This is a genomic window from Haloarcula limicola (assembly GCF_010119205.1).
Classification (GTDB): Archaea; Halobacteriota; Halobacteria; order Halobacteriales; family Haloarculaceae; genus Haloarcula; species Haloarcula limicola.
This window is the reverse complement of the sequence record NZ_WRXM01000002.1, coordinates 206,986-223,377: the sequence shown is the minus strand read 5'-3', so window position 1 is coordinate 223,377 and position 16,392 is coordinate 206,986. Positions and strand designations below refer to the sequence as shown.

The window sequence follows — 16,392 nt, the reverse complement described above, 5'->3', positions numbered from 1 at the left end:
GACCCGGCGTCGCGCGTCCGCTCAGAACTCGTAGTGGGCGATCTCGGTCGACCCACACGCGGGACAGCGACCGTCGGCTTCCTCCACGTCGGTGCCACACCGTCGACACTCGTGCAGGGACTCCGTGCGCTCGGTGACCGAGCGCCGCAACTGGTCGAACATATCTCTGTCCAAGGACGGGAGGGGTATATACACCAGCCATGCGGCGTGAAAGTGAAAACCGACAGACGAAGTGGGGATTGGACGACCATCGTCAGACGTTCGTCAGACAATCGGTCGGTGTCTATACGAGAAGGGGAGCGCTCAGTCGCCGGTCGAGTGACGCTGGCCGACGACGGCACAGACGACGTTCAAGAGGAGGAGACCGACGACCAGTAGCGGGGCCGAGGCGGCGGTGCCGGTCACCAGCGTCCCCGCGATGACGAGCGGCAGCGGGATGGTCGCCCAGAAGGCGATCCCCCGGACCGCGGCGACGAGCGACTGACGGAGGGTGGAGAGCAGGGAGCGGGCGGTTGCGAGGGCGGACGGGCGCGGGAGGGACGATTCTGCGGTGGACATGACTGGGTTCTCTACTCGAAGCCACGACCCCCACCCCCATATAACGGAGATATGATTGGCATGAATTCACCGTATGGTCGTCGTTTTAGGACGTTTTATAATCCTTTTGCGGCGGCTGAAAGCGCCGAAAATGGCCGAATTTGGGTTCGGAGAACCGGAGCGCTACTCACCACTCGGCAGGTGCCGATTTCGGCGGGTCGTCGGCCGCGCCGGCCGCTCCTCGATCCGACTGCGCGGGCCACGCCCCGGACAGACGTCCCGCGAGTCTGACGGCAAACGGCGGCTACACCGGGCGTCGAACGGAGTAGGTCGGCGATAACAAAGCCCGCGTTCCGTGAGTCCCCGTCCAATGGGTACTGAGACAGACGTCGAGGGAGCGACAGAGCACTGCAACACCGTCCTCGATGCGGTGTCGCGGGCGGTCATCGCCGACGAATCGACGCTCGAAACGGTCCTCTCGGGATTTCTCTCCCGGGGCCACGTTCTATTGGAGGACGTTCCGGGAACGGGGAAGACCCTCACCGCGCGCTCGCTCGCGTCGGCGCTCGGCCTCTCGTTCTCGCGCATCCAGTTCACGCCGGACCTCCTGCCGGCCGACATCACCGGCACGTACGTCTTCAACGAGCAGACGCAGGCCTTCGACTTCCGCGAGGGGCCGATCTTCGGCAACGTCGTGCTGGCCGACGAGATCAACCGCGCGTCGCCGAAGACCCAGGCCGCGCTGCTCGAAGCGATGGGCGAGGGGCAGGTCACCATCGACGGGGAGACCCACGCGCTGCCCGACCCCTTCTTCGTCATCGCGACGCAGAACCCCATCGAACAGGACGGCACGTTCCCGCTGCCGGAGGCACAGGTCGACCGCTTCGTCGTGAAGACGAGCCTGGGATACCCCGACGAGGCCGGCGAGCGCGAACTCATCGATCGGCGGGCCGCCCGAACCGACCGGACGCCCACGGTCGGGACCAGCGCGGCCATCGACCCCGCGGCGCTCCGGCGAGCGCCCGAATCCGTCCACATGGAGGACGAGGTGCGCGCGTACGTCGTCAGTCTCGCGCGCGCGAGCCGCGAGGACAGCCGCGTCGCCACGGGCGTCTCCCCGCGGGCGACACAGCGCCTCTTCGAGGTCGCCAGGGCGCTCGCCGTCGTTCGCGGGCGGACCTACGTCACGCCGGACCACGTCGCCCGCATCGCGCCCGACGTGCTGGCCCACCGCCTCGTCCTGACGCCGGACGCCCGCGTCGACGACGTGGACAAGCGCGCCGTCGTCGACGACCTGCTGGATTCGGTGCCGGTGCCGACAGTCAGTTACGCGGACGGTCGAAAATAGCGCTCGCCCCGCTTTTTCCGTAGCTACCGGTACAGCGCGGCCATCAGCGCGATCGCGCCGACCAGCAGCGCCACCAACGTCGCCAGCGGGAGCCCCGTCGCGCCGTTTTCGAAGAGCAGCAGCGTCGCGACGACCAGGGCGGCACCGTAGGCCGTCGAGACGCCGGCGTGGACCAGTTCGACCGAGCGGGTGTCGGCGTCGGTCCGCAGTTGCTCGCCGAGGCTGACGCCGTGCTCCCCGACGTCCCACGCGACGATGGCGGCCGCGACGGCCGCGAGCAGCGCGAGCGGTCCCGCCCGCTCGAAGATGCCGCTCAGCGCGACGGCGACGACGAGGGCGGCGAGCCCGGCCGAGAGGAACCGACGGGCGAAGCGCTGGCGGACCGGACGGACGCCCAGTCCGACGAGGACGACGCCGACCAGTCCGGGGAACAGCTCCAGGCGCGCGCCGGACGTCGAGGGCGAGGTGAGCGCCAGCGCGAACGCGGCGAGGACGACGAGCGCGCCGACGGCCGTCCCGAGATACCGGACTGGGCGGTCCAGCGCCATCCCGTCGGGGTAGCGACCGCTGACGAGGAGGATCGCCGCGCCGAGGAGCGTGAGCGCGACGGCGCGGTGCTGTGCGGCCGAGCGGACGAGGATCGCCGTCGCCCCGGTCGCGAAGAGGACGGCCAGTCCGCTCGCGACCGGCGTCGGCCGGTGGGCGATCGATTCGCTCACGCCGACCACCCCCGCCGTTGCTCGTCGAGCAGAACCGCGCCGAGCGACGCGGTCGGTCCCCAATCCACGACCGGGACCCCGGCCCCCCGAAGCGAGTGGAGGCGGTTCGTCCGCTCGACCCGCGCGAGTTCCCGCCCGAGCGTGCCGTCGGCCGTCACGTCCGGGCTGACCACCGTCGTCGCGTGGCCGTCGGCCTCCAGCGTACGCACCGCCTCGACGATCGCCTCGTCGGCCAGCGGCGAGAACACGACTATCTGCGTGTCCCGACCGAGGCGCTTGCGCAGTTGCTCGGTCTGGCGCTTCAGGTCGCCGTCCTCGTCGGCGGTCGGCGGTCGGGCGGACAGCGTCGGGTGGGTCTGAAGCAGTTGCCTGAGACGACTCTGGTGGTCCGGGCCGACCCCGGGCGCGTGCCAACAGAACTCCCGACCGAACGCCGCCAGGCCGACGAAGTCGCGGGTGTCCGCGAGCGCCGAGAGCAGTTGCTCGACGCCGGCCAGCCCGTGGGCGACGGCGTTGGGTTCGTCGTCGCTCTGCGAGCGGTAGGCCGGTTCGCGGGCGTCGAGCAGGAGCAGTATCGAGGCCCGGCGCTCCTCGCGGAAGTCGATGGTGGTGAGTTCGCCCGTGCGCGCCCAGCGCTTCGAGTCGATGCGCCCCATCGGGTCGCCGGGGCGGTACTCGCGGACGGTGTGGAACTCGATGCCGCTCCCCCCGTCGTCGGTCACCAGCCGCCCCGCGTGGCCGTTGGTCTGCTGGCGGAGCGGGACCGCGGGGACGGCCTCGGCGCAGTCGATCTCCGTCCCGGCGGCCACCGTCGTCTCGACCTCGTGTGCGCCCGTCGGGTCGCGGACGACGACGGTGGCGGGGTCGAACTGGTGGCGGCCGTGGTCGGCCCCGACCTCGTAGCTGAACTCGGTGGTCTCGCCGGGGCGAAGCACCGCTCCGTGGCGGGGACTGCCCGACGCGACGGTGAGCATCGGCGGCACGCCGTCGATTATCCGGACGTCGGTGAGCGTGCTGTCGCCGACGTTGGTCAACCGCGTCGTCACCGTGACGGGGTCGCCCCGATCCGGGTGGTGGTCGTCGACGCGGCGGTCGAGTTCGAACTCGGCGCTCGGCGGGCCGGTCAGGCGCGGGTACAGCGCGAAGCCCGCGCCGACGACGCCCGCGAGCATCACCGGCGGACGGTCCGTGAGGATGCCGACGGCGACGGCGAACAGCGCGACGGCGACGATGCCGCGCCAGCGGCCGGTCGCTCTGACCGCCGTCATCGCGTCTCACCGCCGCTCGCTTCGCCGCTACTCGGCTCCGGCTGGCTCGCGCGCCGCTCCCTCTCTACGGGGCGCTCCGTCTCGGTCTCCCGGGTGAGTTCCCGCGCCGTCGCTCGCGCGCCGTGCTGGACCCACGAGTCGCCGAGCAGCCACAGTTTCGCTTGCTCGCCGAGCGCGGGCGAGGACGGATCATCGCTGACGAACTGACTGGCAACGGGGTCCTCCGTCCAACGGCCGTCGGCGACGCGCTTTTTGGCCCGCTCGCGCGAACGCCCGCCTCGCATCTCCGCGCGGACGGCCGCGGTCCGCAACCGGTCGCGCAATCGCTCGGCGGTCTCGCCGCTGTCCCGGTGACGCGGGACGGTCGTCCCGAGCAGGTCGTCGAACCCCTCACCGGGGCGGGGCGCATCGAGGATCGTCTCCGGGTCCGGCGGGTCCGCCTGCGTGACGCTGCCGGTCGCGCGCCGGCCGACCATCCACGCGAGCACCGCCAGCGCGACGCCGCCGAAGAGACCGAGCAGGAAGTAGTCGTTCCCCAGCGCCTCGACGAACGCCTCGACCGGGAGCGACGACGCCGCGCCGGGAACGACCGCGACCCCCAACGCGGCGACGCCGAGCGCCACCAGCAGCGCCCAGCCGAATCGGCGCACGCTGGACGTCCCGCTCATCTGCTATCGCCCTCCCGCTCTTCGCCGTCGCGCTCCGGTCGCCGGTCATCACCCGTCGACCGGCCGCCGTCGCTCTCCAACCGTCCGCCACCGCCGTCCAGCGTTCGCAGCGTCTCGCGGGCGCTGCGCTCACGCTCTTCGGTCGGCGGCGCGCCGCCGTACTGGACGTCCTCGAAGGCCCGGCGCAGTCGGTGGACCGCGTCGGCGTCGAACCCGGTCTCGACGGCGGCCCGGGCGCAGTCCCGCGGCGTCCGCGTCCGCGGCCGACTCACGCCCGCTCGCGTCACCAGCTCGACCCACGCCCGCTGGACGTCGTTCTCCGGAACGGGGACCGCCCGCTCGCCTCGTGCCTCGTCGCCCGAGTCGTCGGTCAACCGCCCGAACAGCGCCCGCAGGCGCTCTCGGTAGTAGTAGGCGACGCCTACGAGCGCGGCGAGCACCAGCAGCGCCGCCAGTAGGGCGACGAGATCGCTCTGCGAGGCGGGGTCGGCGCTCGAGGACGCGCTCGAGCTCTGCTGGCTCTGCGAGCTAGCGGAGGACGACGAGGACTGCGACTGCGACTGAGACTGCGACTGTGACTGGCTCGCCTCCTGATCGTACTGGTCGTGCAGTCGCTGTGCGGCCTCCTCCACGTCGTCGCCGCTGTCCCCGAGGGGAAGCGCCTCGTACTCTACGTCGATGGCGTCGGACGGGTCGGTCTCCATCGACGACCCCAGCGTCGACGCGGAGAACGTCAGGGCGACGACGACGGCGACGGCGATGCCGACCGACACTGCTCGTTCCGTGTTCATTGTCCCTTGCGTGGCGACCGGAATCGCCAGGCTGGTTCGGGCTGAGTCAGGCGGAGGCGTTGTTATAGGCCGGTTACGGCTGCAACGGACGCAACTGTCTCGGGACAGTCTCCGCGGCGGGCGCGTTCGGCGGGCCCGATTCGACGGCCGCGCTGCGGATTCCGGCCCGAAGGAACCGAATTCTCAAGGGGGGTGATGGCCAAACCATCGCCGATGAACGTCAGCATCGTGGGGAGCGGCTACGTCGGCACTACCGTCGCGGCCTGTCTCGCCGAGCTGGGTCACGAAGTCACGGCAATCGACGTCGACGAGGGTATCGTCGCCGCGATCAACGACGGCGAGTCGCCCATCCACGAGCCCGGGCTGGACGAACTCGTCGCCGAGCACGGCGGCGAGCGACTGCGCGCGACGACCGACTACGCCGCCGTCCGCGAGACGGACCTGACGATGCTGGCCCTCCCCACGCCCTCGAACGGGGACGGCAGCATCGACTTGCAGTACATGGAAGCGGGCGCGGCCTCCGTCGGAGAGGCGTTGGCCGCGGGCGAGGGCCGCGAGGAACCGCACCTCGTCGTCACCAAATCGACGGTCATTCCGACGACGACGGACGAGCGACTCGCCCCCCGCATCGCCGAGGAGGGCCTCGAACGCGGGACGGACTTCCTGGTCGCCTCGAACCCCGAGTTCCAGCGGGAGGGCACCGCCGTCGAGGACTTCCTGAACCCCGACAAGCTCGTCTTCGGGGCCGACGACGAGCGGGCCTTCGCCCTGTTGCGCGTCCTCTACGCTCCGCTTCGGGACGCCGCCGACGGCGAGGTTCCGGTCGTCGAGACCGGTATCGCCGAGGCCGAGATGATAAAGTACGCCAACAACACCTTCCTCGCCTCGAAGGTCAGTCTGATCAACGACATCGGCAACGTCTGCAAGGAGTTCGGCGTCGACGCCTACGAGGTGGCCGACGCCATTGGGTTAGATGACCGCATCGGCGAGCAGTTCCTCCGGAGCGGGGTGGGCTGGGGCGGATCGTGCTTCCCGAAGGATACTGATGCGATCATCGCCGCCGCCCGCGAGCGCGGCTACGACCCCGCCGTTCTCTCGGCGGCCGTCGAGTTGAACGACGCTCAGCCCGAGCGCCTCCTCTCCCTGCTGGACGACCACGTCGCCGTGCGGGGGAAGCGCGTCGCCGTCCTCGGACTGGCGTTCAAGCCCGGTACGGACGACATCCGGAACACGCGGGCCGTGCCGGTCATCGAGGGCCTACAGGAACGCGGGGCCGACGTGGTCGCCTACGACCCCGTGGCGACGGAGAACATGCGCGAGCGCTACCCCGACATCGAGTACGCCGCGTCGGCCGGCGAGGCGCTGGAGGGGGCGTCCGGCGCGGTGGTCGTCACCGACTGGGACGAGTTCGCGGCGCTCGACGCCGAGTTCGACGAGATGGCCGACCCGGTAGTCGTCGACGGCCGGCGGATAATCGAGCGGCGCGACGGCATCACGTACGAAGGACTGACGTGGTGAGCGGCGAGACGGAACGAGACGCTACTGCTCGCCGCCGTCTTCGGCGGCCAGCGCGTCGCGGATCACGGACTCGACGGTGTGGGTCGGCTCCCAGCCGAGCACCTCGCGCGTGCGACTCGTGTCGACGGTGAACGAGTCGACCATCGTCTCGTCGTCGCCGCGGGGGTTCTCGACCAGCGAGACGTCCACGTCGATGCCGGCCTTGGCCGCGGCCGACCGGACCAACTCGGCGACGTCGCGGACGCTCGGGTCCTCGTCGCTGGCGATCTCGTACTTCTCGACGCCCGTCTCGCCGCCGTCCAGTTGCTCGACCATCCGCTCGGCGCTGCGGACGTAAGCGCGGGCGACGTCCTTGACGTGGACGAAGTTGCGGGACTGTGTTCCGGGTTCGTACACCGTCAGCGTCTCGCCCGCCTCCGCGCGTCCGAGGAAGAAGTTGATGACGGTGCCCTTCGAGACGGACTGGCCGTCTATCTCGTGGCTCCCGTAGAGGTTCGAGATCATGAACTGGTGGGCGGGGAACGCGCCGTCGGCGAAGTCCTCGATGGCGCGTTCGGAGAGGAGTTTCGTCCGCCCGTACCAGTTCAGCGGGCCGCGCGGATTGTCGACGGAGATGGGGAAGTCAGACGGGTCGCCGATGACGGCCATCGAGAAGGGAAAGACCATCCCCGCGCCGGTCTGCCGGCAGAACCACGCGACGTTGTTCGTGCCCTGGACGTTCACCTCGTAGGCCAGGTCCTGCTTGTCCTCGCAGTCGTCGACGCCGGAGATGGCCGCTAAGTGCATCACGATATCCGCTCCGTCGAGCGCGGCCTCCAGCCGGTCGCGGTCGCGGATGTCGACGTGGTCGACGTCGACGTCCCCGACCGACTGGACCTGTCCGAGATAGAAGTTGTCCAGCGCGGTTATCTCCCAGTCGGGGTACTGCTCCCGTAGCTCGTAGACGACGCGACTGCCGATGTAACCCGCAGCGCCGGTGACGGCGACGTGGGGGGAATCCGCCATGCTACGGGGGTTGACACGAGACGGTATAAACACCCCGTGGTTTGCTGTTCGACGGGGGCGGCGGTCGGGCAATCCGGTGGGGGAATCGAGGGGTTTATTCCCGTGACACCCCTTAGCAATCGCGGTCATGAACGAACTCCGAACGGGGTTGAGCTACGGCGACGTACTGCTGGTTCCCCAGCGGTCGCCGGTCGATAGCCGGAACGACGTCGACCTCTCGACGCGGTTGACGCCCGGTATCGACCTCGAAACGCCGCTCGTCTCGGCGGCGATGGACACCGTCACCGAAGCGGACCTCGCCATCGCGCTCGGCGAGGCGGGCGGCGTCGGGACGGTTCATCGCTTTCTCACCGTCGAGGAGCAGGCCGAGACCGTCGCGGAGGTGGCCGCCGCGGGGGTCCCGGTCACGGCGGCGGTCGGCATCGACGAGGACCACGTCGAACGGACCGACGCGCTGGTCGAGGCGGGCGTCGACGCCGTCGTCGTCGACGTCGCCCACGGCCACATGGAGCGGACCCTCGACGCCGTCGCTGACCTCCGCGAGGAATACCCCGAGTTGGATATCGTCGCCGGGAACGTCGCCACGCCCGACGGCGTCGAGGACCTCCACGCGGCCGGTGCGGACTGCGTGAAAGTCGGCATCGGTCCCGGCTCGCACTGCACCACCCGAAAGGTCGCCGGGGCGGGGGTCCCGCAGTTGACGGCCGTCGACGACTGCGCCGAGGCCGCGGCGGACCTCGACGTCACGATCTGCGCGGACGGCGGCATCCAGACCTCCGGCGACGCGGTGAAGGCGCTGATGGCCGGCGCGGACACGGTGATGATGGGCAGTCTCTTCGCCGGAACGGCGGAAGCGCCGGGCGAGACGGTCGAGATCGACGAAACGCGCTACAAGCGCTCGCGCGGGATGGCGACGACGGCCGCCGCCGAGGAGCGCTCGGACAAGGCCGAGGACGTCACCGCCGACGAGGGCGTCGAGGGGCTGACCCCCTACAAGGGGCCGGCCGCCGACGTGGCCGAGGAGTTCTGTGCGGGCATCCGTTCGGGTCTGTCGTATTGCGGCGGCCACACTATCGAGGCGGCCCGCGAGAAGGCGGAGTTCATCCGCGTCGCTGAAAGCGCCAAGGAGCGAGAAGGCGCGCACTCGGACCGAGCGTGGGAGACGGTCAGCGTCGACAGCACGAAACACGCCACGGCCGACGCCGACGACTGAGGAGCGGACGGGAGAGAAATCGCGGCTCTCAGCCGCTCAGTCGTCCGAGCTAGTGATCCCCATCGCCTCGGCGGGCGTCTCGTCCGGGTCGGCGTCGAACAGCGGGCTCTGCTCGCCGGGGACGAACGTGTTGAGCACCAGCGCCGTCAGCGCCGTGAGGATGACCGGCTGGCCGAAGAACGTCTCGGCGGCCGCGGGCAGGCCCGACAGCGCGTCCGGTCGGGTCGCCACGCCCAGACCGAGACCGAGCGAGACGGCCATGATGACCATGTTGCGTCGGTCGAGTTGCGTGTGCAGGAAGATGAGCCGCGCGCCGCTGGCGGCGACCATCCCGACCATCAACAGGACCGCGCCGCCGAACACCGCGCTCGGGATCGTCGTGACGACGGCACCGACCTTCGGGCTGAGTCCCAGGAGCGCGAGGATGAGGCCGCCGACGCCGACGACGTGTCGGCTCATCACGCCGGTGAAGTTGACGATGCCGGCGTTCTGGGAGAACGAGGTCACCGGGAACGTCCCGGCGAGCGAGCCGAGCGAACTCAGCAGGCCGTCGGTGAAGAGGCCGCCGCGGAACTCCTCGTGGGTGGGCGTCCGGCCCTCCGCGGCCGTGATGCTCGACATGTCGCCGACCGTCTCCATCGCCGAGACCAGAAAGAGGAACGCGAACGTGATGATGGGGACCGGTTCGAACGCGAAGCCGAACTTGCCCGGTTGCGGGACCGCGAACCAACTGGCCTGGAACACCGGTGCGAAATCGACGACGCCGAGGGCGGTGGCCGTCGCGTAGCCGACGACGATGCCGACGAGGACGCTCAGCAGTCGGGTGACGCCGGTCGTAAAGAGGTTCAGGAGGACGGCGATACCGAGGACGAGCGACGCGAGGCCGAGATTCGTCAGCGACCCGTAGTTCTCCGCGCCGACGCCGCCGGCCACGTAGTCCATCCCGACCGGCACCAGATAGAGGCCGATGATGACTACGACGAGTCCGGTGACCAGCGGCGGGAAGAACGGTTCGATGCGCTTGAACTGCCAGCCGACGAGTCCCTCGACGACGAAGCCGGTGACGAGGATGGCTCCGAACACCGCCGCCAGCCCGTAGCTCGCGCCGATGGAACTGGCCGCGCCGACGAACGTGAAGCTCGTCCCCATTACGATCGGGAGCTTCGCGCCGACCGGGCCGACGGTGTAGGCCTGCACGATGGTCGCCACGCCGGAGAACAGCAGCACCATCTGCACGATGTAGGCGGTGTCGCCCGCGCTGAGCCCGACGGCCCCGGCGACGATGAACGCCACCGCCGTCGCGGGCACGATCATCACCGCGACGTGTTGCAGTCCCAGCAGCAGCGACGTGGGCAGCGGCGGCTTGTCGTCGCGCTCGTATTCGAGCTCTATCTCCCCGTCTGAGTCGGTTGCCATCTATAGCCAGTTCCTACAGAGATTGCCGCATAATGGTTTCGTCATCGCTTCGCGGCCGAGGCGACGCCGGCGCGCGCTCAGTGAGTGCGCTCAGTGGACCGTCACGTCGCCGTCCTCGACGGTGATGTCGACCAGGCTCTCGACATCGTGGTCCACGTCATCCATCGCCGACTCGCCGACCTTCCGCATGACGACGACGATGTCCGAGATCTCCGCGCCGATGCCGTCGAGCGCGTCACAGATGGCCGCGAGCGTCCCGCCGGTCGAGAGCAGGTCGTCCACGATGAGCACTCTGTCGTCCGCCTCGATGTCGTTGATGTACATCTCCGATTCGGAGTAGCCGGTGGACTTGTGCAGCGCGACCTCGTCGGGCAGGCCGTAGGCCCGCTTGCGGATGACGACCAGCGGGATGTCCGTCTGCAGGGAGAGCGCCGTCGCCAGGTGGATGCCCATCGCCTCGGGTGCGACGATCTTGTCCACGTCCAAGTCGGCCTCCTGCATGACCTCGACGACGACCTCGCGCAACAGCTGGGGGTCAAGCATCGGCACGCCGTTGCTGATCGGATGAACGAGGTACTCGTAGCCGTCCTTGTCGACGATGGGCGCTTCGTGTAGCGACTCGCGGAGGCGTTCCATGACGGCGACTTGCGGAGGCGCGGGAAAAGCGAATCGTTCCGCGGTTCGGTGTCGTAATCGAGACAGTAGTACGAACGTCTTTGTGTACCCACACCCATACGCAAAATATGAGCAAAAACATCTCGATCTCCGACGAGGTGTATCGGAAACTGAAGCGAGAGAAGGGAGACCGGAGTTTCAGTGAAATCATCGAAGAGCGCCTCGAAAGCGGCGGACGGCTCGCAGACGTGACCGGCCAGCAGATATTCGAACCGGGGACCCGCGACGCGGTGAAAGAAGATATCGGTCGGTTGAGCGACGGGACTCTGGACCGACTCGACGATGAAACTCGTTGATACGTCTGTCGTCGTCGATATCGACCGCGGCGGCGTCAACCAGAGGGTCTCGAAACTCGACGGCGAGGGCCGACACGCGATAAGCGTCGTCACGCTGACGGAACTCCGAATGGGCGTACACAAACAGTACGAGGGCGGTACTGAAGCACACGACGAAGCGATGGAAGCGCTCGAACGGCTCTGTGCTCGCTTCGAGATAGTCGACGTGACGAGACCGGGGGCCGTGAGAGCAGCGGATATCATCGCAGAACTGCAGCGTCGCGGCGAACCGCTACACGACCTCCACGATGTCTATATCGCGGCGACTGCACTGTCAGAAGAGCTCCCCGTCCTCACCGCGAACGTCGACCACTTCGAGCGAATCGACGACGTCCGGGTCGTCGATTGGGCGGACTATTGACGCGCTTCTATCCAACAATCAGGCCTGCGCGGTGAAGCGCGTCGCCAGGTCTCGGATGCCCTCCCGCAGCGTCCACTCCGTCTCGAAGCCGGTCTCCGCCAATCGATCGAAGTTGACGTGGTAGGAGGGACCCGGGTGTTCGTCCTCCAGATAGGTCACGTCGACCGGTGCAACTTCTTCGGAGACGATCTCGGCGATCTCGGCGATCCGGTAGTTGCCCTCGTCCGTGCCGACGTTGTAGGCGAGTTCGTCCCACGCGTCCGGGCGCAGGACCGCGTCGGCGTACGCCCGCGCGGCGTCGCGGACGTGGACGAACGGCCGCCAGTTCGAGCCGTCGCCGTAGACGGTGAGCGGCCGGCCGGTCAGCGCGCGGAAGACGAAGTAGTTCACGACGAGGTTGAACCGGACGCCGGGCGAGTGGCCGTAGTTGGTCGCCATCCGCAGGGCGGTCCCGGTCATGTCGAACTCCTCGCAGTAGTCGGCGAGCAGCGACTCGGCCTCCAACTTCGTCTCCGCGTAGGGGTTGATGGGGTCCGGTTCGACGGTCTCGTCGATGTCCGTGCTCGTCGCGCGGCCGTAGACGTTACACGAGGAGGCGAAGACGACGTGGTCGATACCGAGTTTCCCCGCCGCGTTGAGGACGTTCTCGGTGCCGTCGTAGTTGACCGCGAACGTCTCCTCACGGCGGTCGTGCGTGCTGGCCGCGCCGGTTATCGCCGCGAGGTGGACGACCCGGTCGACCTCGCGCATCGCGCTCTCGACGTCGCCGTACTCGGTCACGTCCCCGCGCCGGAACTCCAACCCGTCGCCGAGGATGCCGAGCAGCGCGCGGGGCGACCCCGAGGAGAGGTCGTCTAGGACCGCGACGCGGTCGACCCGGTCGTCGTCCTGCAGGATGGGGAGCAGCGCGCTCCCGATGTACCCGCAGGCCCCCGTGACGAGGACGTCCATCGTCAGTCCTCGCTGAGCACGCCCGGCAGGAAGCGGTCCTCGTGGGACTCGATGGTGTCGCTGTAGCGCGTCAGCGTCTCGAAGATGTCCGCGACGCCCTCCTCGAAGGACTGGGACTGCCCGCCGATGAGGTCGTCGTAGCGGTCGTACTCGATCTCCATTTTGTGTGTCTCGTCCTCGTCGCGGGGGTTCTCGAAGTGCTCGACGTCGACGTCGAGTTCATGCCGGCTTCCGACCTCGGCGATGGTCTCGGCGATCTCGACGATGCTGATAGCCCGCGTGACCTGATTGTAGACGGTGAGGTCGTCCGGTCGGTCGTCGGCGTCGCCGAGGGCCAGTTGCGCGAGCCCCTCGACGGCGTCTTCCAGCGAGACGAACGGCTTGCGCTGTTCGCCCTTGCCGTAGACGGTGACGGGGTAGCCGGCGACGGCCTGGGCGCAGAAGCGGTGCGTGACCGTCCCGAAGTAGTAGTCGAAGTCGAAGCGGGTCTTCAGCCGGTCGTCCTCGCGGGTCTCCTCGGTCTCGGTCCCGTAGGTGATGGCCGTGCGCACGTCCGAGATCGGGATGTCGAACTGCTTGTTGGCCAGCCGGAGGTTCGCCGCGTCGTGCGATTTGGTGAGGTGGTACCAGCTCCCGGCCATCGCCGGGAACGGCACGTCGTCGCGTTCGCCCTGGTTCTCCATCGTCGCGCCGCCCTCCGGAATTGGGAACTCGGGCGCGCCGTAGACGCCCGTCGTCGTCGTCTCGATGACGTGCGTGTCGGTCATGTCGTTCTCCTCGAGCCCCCAGAGCAGGTTCCGCGTCGCCTGCATGTTGTTGTGCTGGGTGTAGTTCGCGCGCTCGCCGTTGATCTGGGAGTACGGCGCGGAGGGCTGGGCGGCCGCGTGGACGATCGTCTCGGGTTCGTGGACCTGCAGCAGCTCGTCGACGGCGTCGCGGTCTGTCAGGTCCAACTCCGCGAAGGACATGTTCGTAATGCCCAGCGTTTCCTCGGCGGCGGCGAGTCTCTCGTCGATGGACGCGACGGGCGTCGCGCTCACCGCGCCGACCTCCTCGACCCACTCGCGGCGGGCGAAGTTGTCGACCAGCAGGACGCGCTCGTCCGTGCGGTTCGCGATACGCAGCGCGGCGGGCCAGCCGATGTAGCCGTCGGCCCCAGTGACCAGTATCGTCATAGTTACTCAGTTCGTGAGTAACCCGCTCGGAGTAAGTATCTTTTGCCCGACCGCGTCTCCACGGGTCCGACTCGGTCGTTCCGGAAGGGTTAAAAATCGGCCTCTCCTTTCTCCGGTTGCTATCGCACGGGCCGGTGGGGTAGCCTGGTATCCTTCGGCCTTCGGGTGGCCGTAACCGCGATTCGAATTCGCGCCGGCCCATTTTTGAACACAACCCACACCTGAGTAGTGCCGACCTTCGGGTGGCCGTAACCGCGTTCTCGTGAGCGAAGCGAACGAGGGCTCGCGGAGCTTTGCTCCGCGGCGATTCGAATTCGCGCCGGCCCATTTTCCGCGACACCACAACCGCGAGCGACAGCGAGCGGGGCAGTTCCTACGCCAAACAGTGACTTACCGACGAGTCAGTGGTCGAATCGCTTCGCTGCCCACTCCGTCCCTGCCACCCAGTCCATCTCGGCGGCGTCGGAGAACTCGGTATGCGTACTGACGTATCCGTCGACCGGGTTGTCGGGTAGCCGCTCTATGTCCGCTCTCGACTCGATCTCCCACGGGCTATGGGACCAGAATTCCGCTATCGACTCGAAGTCCGTGTACTCCCGCATGAACTCTCGGGTGAACAGCTCGGCTAACGAGAGCCCGCCCGCCTCTCCGGTCGCTTCGGTGCCCTCCACGTACGACTCAAATTGTCGGTCGGTAATACATATTGCTCTTCTAATACAAAATGACGCGAGCGACGACCATAATATATCCTCTCTACCCGTAACTGTCCGAACCGTATCCGCGAAACGAAGGAACTACGTAACGACACCTACTCCGCTCTCGACCCGTTCGTGTTCGTTATCTCGACGAGCGAGGCGGATTTCGGCTCTAGCTCCGCGTCCTCGACGGGTAGCGTGAAGTGGAACGTCGTCCCCTCGCCGACGGTGGACTCGACCCAGATGTCGCCGCCGTGTCGCTGGACGATCCGGTCGCAGATAGCGAGGCCGATCCCCGTCGAATCCGCCTCGTCGACGCCGCTGGCGTCGCCGTAGAACGCGTCGAAGACCCGGTCGACCTGGTCTTCGGGGATACCGATGCCGTCGTCCTCGACGGTGAACTGCCAGACGTCCCCCTCGCGGGTCGCGCCGACGTAGATGTGCGGTGCCTCGTCGTTGTACTTGATGGCGTTGCTGACGAGGTTCTGGAACAGCTGGACGAGCTGGTTGCTGTCGCCGGTGACCACCGGTAGCGACTCGCTCTCGACCTCTGCGTCGGACTCCTCGATGGCGATTTCGAGGTTGCGCCGGACCGTCGCGAGGACGGATTCGCAGTCGACCGCTCTGAACGGGTCGCCCTCGCGGTCGATTCGCGAGTACGTCAGCAGCTGGTCGATCATCCCCTGGAGGCGACGCGCGCCGTCGACGGCGAAGTCGATGAACTCCGTGGCGTCCTCGTCGAGTTCGTCGCTGTAGCGGTGTTCGAGCAACTGGAGGTAGTTGCGCACCATCCGCAGCGGCTCTTTCATGTCGTGGGAGGCGACGTAGGCGAACTGCTCGAGCTCGGCATTCGAGCGCTCCAGTTCGTCGACCACCTGATCGAGTTCGGCCTGCTTCCGTTCGAGTTCGGCCTGCTTCTGTCTGAGTTCGCTGATGTCGCGGGCGATGCCGCAGATGTATCGCGGTTCGCCGTTCTCCGTGACAAGCGACACCACGAACTCACAGGGGGTGCGCTCGCCGTCCGCGGCGACGAGGTCGTACTCGCCGACCGTATGGCCCTCGGTGAGTACCGACGCGAGGCTCTCGAACGCCTCTTCCCGGTGTTCCTCTGCGATGAACGCCATCGGGTCGCTCTCGGCGAGTTCCTCGCCGCTACGGCCGGTTATCTCTTCGAGACGGGTGTTCCACTCGACCATCTCGCGATTGACCGAGAACACGAAGAACGCGTCGAGCAGGTTGTCGAGGACCGACTTCATGAACTCGGGGTTGTCCCAGAGCGGCGTGTCCCGGTAGTCGTACTCCGCCTCGCCGCCGGTATCGGCGGCGACCGAACTGAGATGCGGACTCGACTCCGAGACCAACTCGGTGACGGCTTCCGGTACCGTGTCGGCGTCGGTCACGACGCGGTCACAGCGGGACGTGGGAGAGTCGGAACTGTTGGGAGGGTCGGAACGGTTGGAACGGTCTCCGTCGTAGACGACGACCGGCAGCGTCGGGAGGTTCTCGGTCACCCCGTCGAGGAACACGTTACGCTCGGTGCGATCGCCCGCGTACACGGCGCAGTCGAACGCAGTTCCGCCGAGGCGCGCGAGGGCGTCCTCGTGCGTGGCCGCGAGACAGATGGTGAAATCCGTCTCGTGCGCTTGCAACGCGTGAACCGGGCTCATCGTATCGCCGACGTAGAGAACGTGAAGTGACGGCGTCATCGACCTGTCAC

At 67.9% G+C, this 16,392-nt stretch carries 18 protein-coding genes and 1 tRNA gene; 6 read left to right on the top strand and 13 right to left on the bottom strand.

Annotation, left to right across the window (positions count from 1 at the left end):
* Window positions 1–21 precede the first annotated feature (21 nt).
* Window positions 22–162 carry a hypothetical protein gene (locus GO488_RS19670; protein WP_164509638.1) on the bottom strand — a complete coding sequence of 47 codons (141 nt, stop codon included), beginning with the start codon at window positions 160–162 and terminating at the stop codon, window positions 22–24.
* A gap of 141 nt (window positions 163–303) precedes the next feature.
* Window positions 304–558, bottom strand: coding sequence for a DUF8028 family protein (locus tag GO488_RS10615; protein WP_162317800.1), 255 nt, complete (start codon window positions 556–558; stop codon window positions 304–306).
* Between the two features lie 349 nt (window positions 559–907).
* Here GO488_RS10615 and GO488_RS10610 point away from each other — a divergent pair, with 349 nt between their 5' ends.
* The gene (locus GO488_RS10610) at window positions 908–1,885 is read left to right on the top strand and encodes an AAA family ATPase (protein ID WP_162317799.1); all 978 of its coding nucleotides are present in this window, start codon (window positions 908–910) and stop codon (window positions 1,883–1,885) included.
* 23 nt (window positions 1,886–1,908) lie between these two features.
* On the opposite strand, the gene GO488_RS10605 is transcribed toward GO488_RS10610, so the two are convergent.
* Genes GO488_RS10605 through GO488_RS10590 form a run of 4 tightly spaced genes read right to left on the bottom strand, consistent with a single transcriptional unit; the run spans window position 1,909 to window position 5,331 of the window.
* The gene (locus GO488_RS10605; protein WP_162317798.1) at window positions 1,909–2,604 is read right to left on the bottom strand and encodes a DUF7519 family protein; all 696 of its coding nucleotides are present in this window, start codon (window positions 2,602–2,604) and stop codon (window positions 1,909–1,911) included.
* Entirely contained in the window at window positions 2,601–3,872 is a 1,272-nt protein-coding gene (locus GO488_RS10600; RefSeq protein ID WP_162317797.1) for a DUF58 domain-containing protein, read from the bottom strand. The genes GO488_RS10605 and GO488_RS10600 overlap by 4 nt, the downstream gene beginning before the upstream one ends.
* A complete protein-coding gene (locus GO488_RS10595) occupies window positions 3,869–4,540 on the bottom strand; it encodes a DUF7269 family protein (protein ID WP_162317796.1) in 672 nt (223 codons plus the stop codon). The genes GO488_RS10600 and GO488_RS10595 overlap by 4 nt, the downstream gene beginning before the upstream one ends.
* On the bottom strand, window positions 4,537–5,331 hold the full coding sequence (locus GO488_RS10590; protein ID WP_162317795.1) for a DUF4129 domain-containing protein: 795 nt from the start codon (window positions 5,329–5,331) through the stop codon (window positions 4,537–4,539). The genes GO488_RS10595 and GO488_RS10590 overlap by 4 nt, the downstream gene beginning before the upstream one ends.
* 213 nt (window positions 5,332–5,544) lie before the next feature.
* Here GO488_RS10590 and aglM point away from each other — a divergent pair, with 213 nt between their 5' ends.
* Window positions 5,545–6,849 (top strand): UDP-glucose 6-dehydrogenase AglM, encoded by a 1,305-nt coding sequence (gene aglM / locus GO488_RS10585; protein ID WP_162318630.1) that lies wholly within the window; start codon window positions 5,545–5,547, stop codon window positions 6,847–6,849.
* Between the two features lie 21 nt (window positions 6,850–6,870).
* On the opposite strand, the gene GO488_RS10580 is transcribed toward aglM, so the two are convergent.
* Window positions 6,871–7,854, bottom strand: a complete 984-nt coding sequence (locus tag GO488_RS10580; RefSeq protein WP_162317794.1) for an NAD-dependent epimerase/dehydratase family protein — start codon at window positions 7,852–7,854, stop codon at window positions 6,871–6,873.
* 127 nt (window positions 7,855–7,981) lie between these two features.
* On the opposite strand from GO488_RS10580, the gene GO488_RS10575 reads away from it, so the two are divergent.
* Window positions 7,982–9,067 carry a guanosine monophosphate reductase gene (locus tag GO488_RS10575; protein ID WP_162317793.1) on the top strand — a complete coding sequence of 362 codons (1,086 nt, stop codon included), beginning with the start codon at window positions 7,982–7,984 and terminating at the stop codon, window positions 9,065–9,067.
* A 36-nt stretch (window positions 9,068–9,103) separates the two neighbouring features.
* On the opposite strand, the gene GO488_RS10570 is transcribed toward GO488_RS10575, so the two are convergent.
* Both GO488_RS10570 and hpt read right to left on the bottom strand, forming a co-directional pair.
* Window positions 9,104–10,483: a uracil-xanthine permease family protein gene (locus GO488_RS10570; protein ID WP_162317792.1), complete on the bottom strand. Its 1,380-nt coding sequence runs from the start codon at window positions 10,481–10,483 to the stop codon at window positions 9,104–9,106.
* A 90-nt stretch (window positions 10,484–10,573) separates the two neighbouring features.
* Window positions 10,574–11,119, bottom strand: coding sequence for a hypoxanthine/guanine phosphoribosyltransferase (hpt, locus tag GO488_RS10565; protein ID WP_162317791.1), 546 nt, complete (start codon window positions 11,117–11,119; stop codon window positions 10,574–10,576).
* Between the two features lie 107 nt (window positions 11,120–11,226).
* On the opposite strand from hpt, the gene GO488_RS10560 reads away from it, so the two are divergent.
* Complete coding sequence (locus GO488_RS10560; RefSeq protein ID WP_162317790.1) at window positions 11,227–11,454, top strand: antitoxin VapB family protein; 228 nt, start codon at window positions 11,227–11,229, stop codon at window positions 11,452–11,454.
* Window positions 11,441–11,854, top strand: a complete 414-nt coding sequence (locus GO488_RS10555; protein WP_162317789.1) for a type II toxin-antitoxin system VapC family toxin — start codon at window positions 11,441–11,443, stop codon at window positions 11,852–11,854. Before GO488_RS10560 ends, GO488_RS10555 begins: the two co-directional genes overlap by 14 nt.
* An 18-nt stretch (window positions 11,855–11,872) precedes the next feature.
* Here the strand turns inward: GO488_RS10555 and GO488_RS10550 are convergent, their stop codons facing one another.
* Together GO488_RS10550 and GO488_RS10545 are read right to left on the bottom strand one after the other, a co-directional pair.
* Window positions 11,873–12,805: an NAD-dependent epimerase/dehydratase family protein gene (locus GO488_RS10550; protein WP_162317788.1), complete on the bottom strand. Its 933-nt coding sequence runs from the start codon at window positions 12,803–12,805 to the stop codon at window positions 11,873–11,875.
* Between the two features lie 2 nt (window positions 12,806–12,807).
* On the bottom strand, window positions 12,808–13,980 hold the full coding sequence (locus GO488_RS10545) for an NAD-dependent epimerase/dehydratase family protein (RefSeq protein ID WP_162317787.1): 1,173 nt from the start codon (window positions 13,978–13,980) through the stop codon (window positions 12,808–12,810).
* A gap of 128 nt (window positions 13,981–14,108) precedes the next feature.
* Here GO488_RS10545 and GO488_RS10540 point away from each other — a divergent pair.
* A tRNA-Pro gene (locus GO488_RS10540) sits at window positions 14,109–14,181 on the top strand.
* Between the two features lie 200 nt (window positions 14,182–14,381).
* Here GO488_RS10540 and GO488_RS10535 read toward each other — a convergent pair.
* Together GO488_RS10535 and GO488_RS10530 are read right to left on the bottom strand one after the other, a co-directional pair.
* Window positions 14,382–14,651 carry a hypothetical protein gene (locus tag GO488_RS10535; protein WP_162317786.1) on the bottom strand — a complete coding sequence of 90 codons (270 nt, stop codon included), beginning with the start codon at window positions 14,649–14,651 and terminating at the stop codon, window positions 14,382–14,384.
* 137 nt (window positions 14,652–14,788) lie between these two features.
* Window positions 14,789–16,381: an ATP-binding protein gene (locus GO488_RS10530; protein ID WP_162317785.1), complete on the bottom strand. Its 1,593-nt coding sequence runs from the start codon at window positions 16,379–16,381 to the stop codon at window positions 14,789–14,791.
* Window positions 16,382–16,392: the final 11 nt, after the last annotated feature.

Coding starts and splice junctions, on each gene's coding strand:
- GO488_RS19670 (WP_164509638.1), bottom strand. CDS start 162: ATGTTCGACCAGTTGCGGCGCTCGGTCACCGAGCGCACGGAGTCCCTG.
- GO488_RS10615 (WP_162317800.1), bottom strand. CDS start 558: ATGTCCACCGCAGAATCGTCCCTCCCGCGCCCGTCCGCCCTCGCAACC.
- GO488_RS10610 (WP_162317799.1), top strand. CDS start 908: ATGGGTACTGAGACAGACGTCGAGGGAGCGACAGAGCACTGCAACACC.
- GO488_RS10600 (WP_162317797.1), bottom strand. CDS start 3,872: ATGACGGCGGTCAGAGCGACCGGCCGCTGGCGCGGCATCGTCGCCGTC.
- GO488_RS10595 (WP_162317796.1), bottom strand. CDS start 4,540: ATGAGCGGGACGTCCAGCGTGCGCCGATTCGGCTGGGCGCTGCTGGTG.
- GO488_RS10590 (WP_162317795.1), bottom strand. CDS start 5,331: ATGAACACGGAACGAGCAGTGTCGGTCGGCATCGCCGTCGCCGTCGTC.
- aglM (WP_162318630.1), top strand. CDS start 5,545: ATGAACGTCAGCATCGTGGGGAGCGGCTACGTCGGCACTACCGTCGCG.
- GO488_RS10580 (WP_162317794.1), bottom strand. CDS start 7,854: ATGGCGGATTCCCCCCACGTCGCCGTCACCGGCGCTGCGGGTTACATC.
- GO488_RS10575 (WP_162317793.1), top strand. CDS start 7,982: ATGAACGAACTCCGAACGGGGTTGAGCTACGGCGACGTACTGCTGGTT.
- GO488_RS10570 (WP_162317792.1), bottom strand. CDS start 10,483: ATGGCAACCGACTCAGACGGGGAGATAGAGCTCGAATACGAGCGCGAC.
- hpt (WP_162317791.1), bottom strand. CDS start 11,119: ATGGAACGCCTCCGCGAGTCGCTACACGAAGCGCCCATCGTCGACAAG.
- GO488_RS10560 (WP_162317790.1), top strand. CDS start 11,227: ATGAGCAAAAACATCTCGATCTCCGACGAGGTGTATCGGAAACTGAAG.
- GO488_RS10555 (WP_162317789.1), top strand. CDS start 11,441: ATGAAACTCGTTGATACGTCTGTCGTCGTCGATATCGACCGCGGCGGC.
- GO488_RS10550 (WP_162317788.1), bottom strand. CDS start 12,805: ATGGACGTCCTCGTCACGGGGGCCTGCGGGTACATCGGGAGCGCGCTG.
- GO488_RS10545 (WP_162317787.1), bottom strand. CDS start 13,980: ATGACGATACTGGTCACTGGGGCCGACGGCTACATCGGCTGGCCCGCC.
- GO488_RS10530 (WP_162317785.1), bottom strand. CDS start 16,381: ATGACGCCGTCACTTCACGTTCTCTACGTCGGCGATACGATGAGCCCG.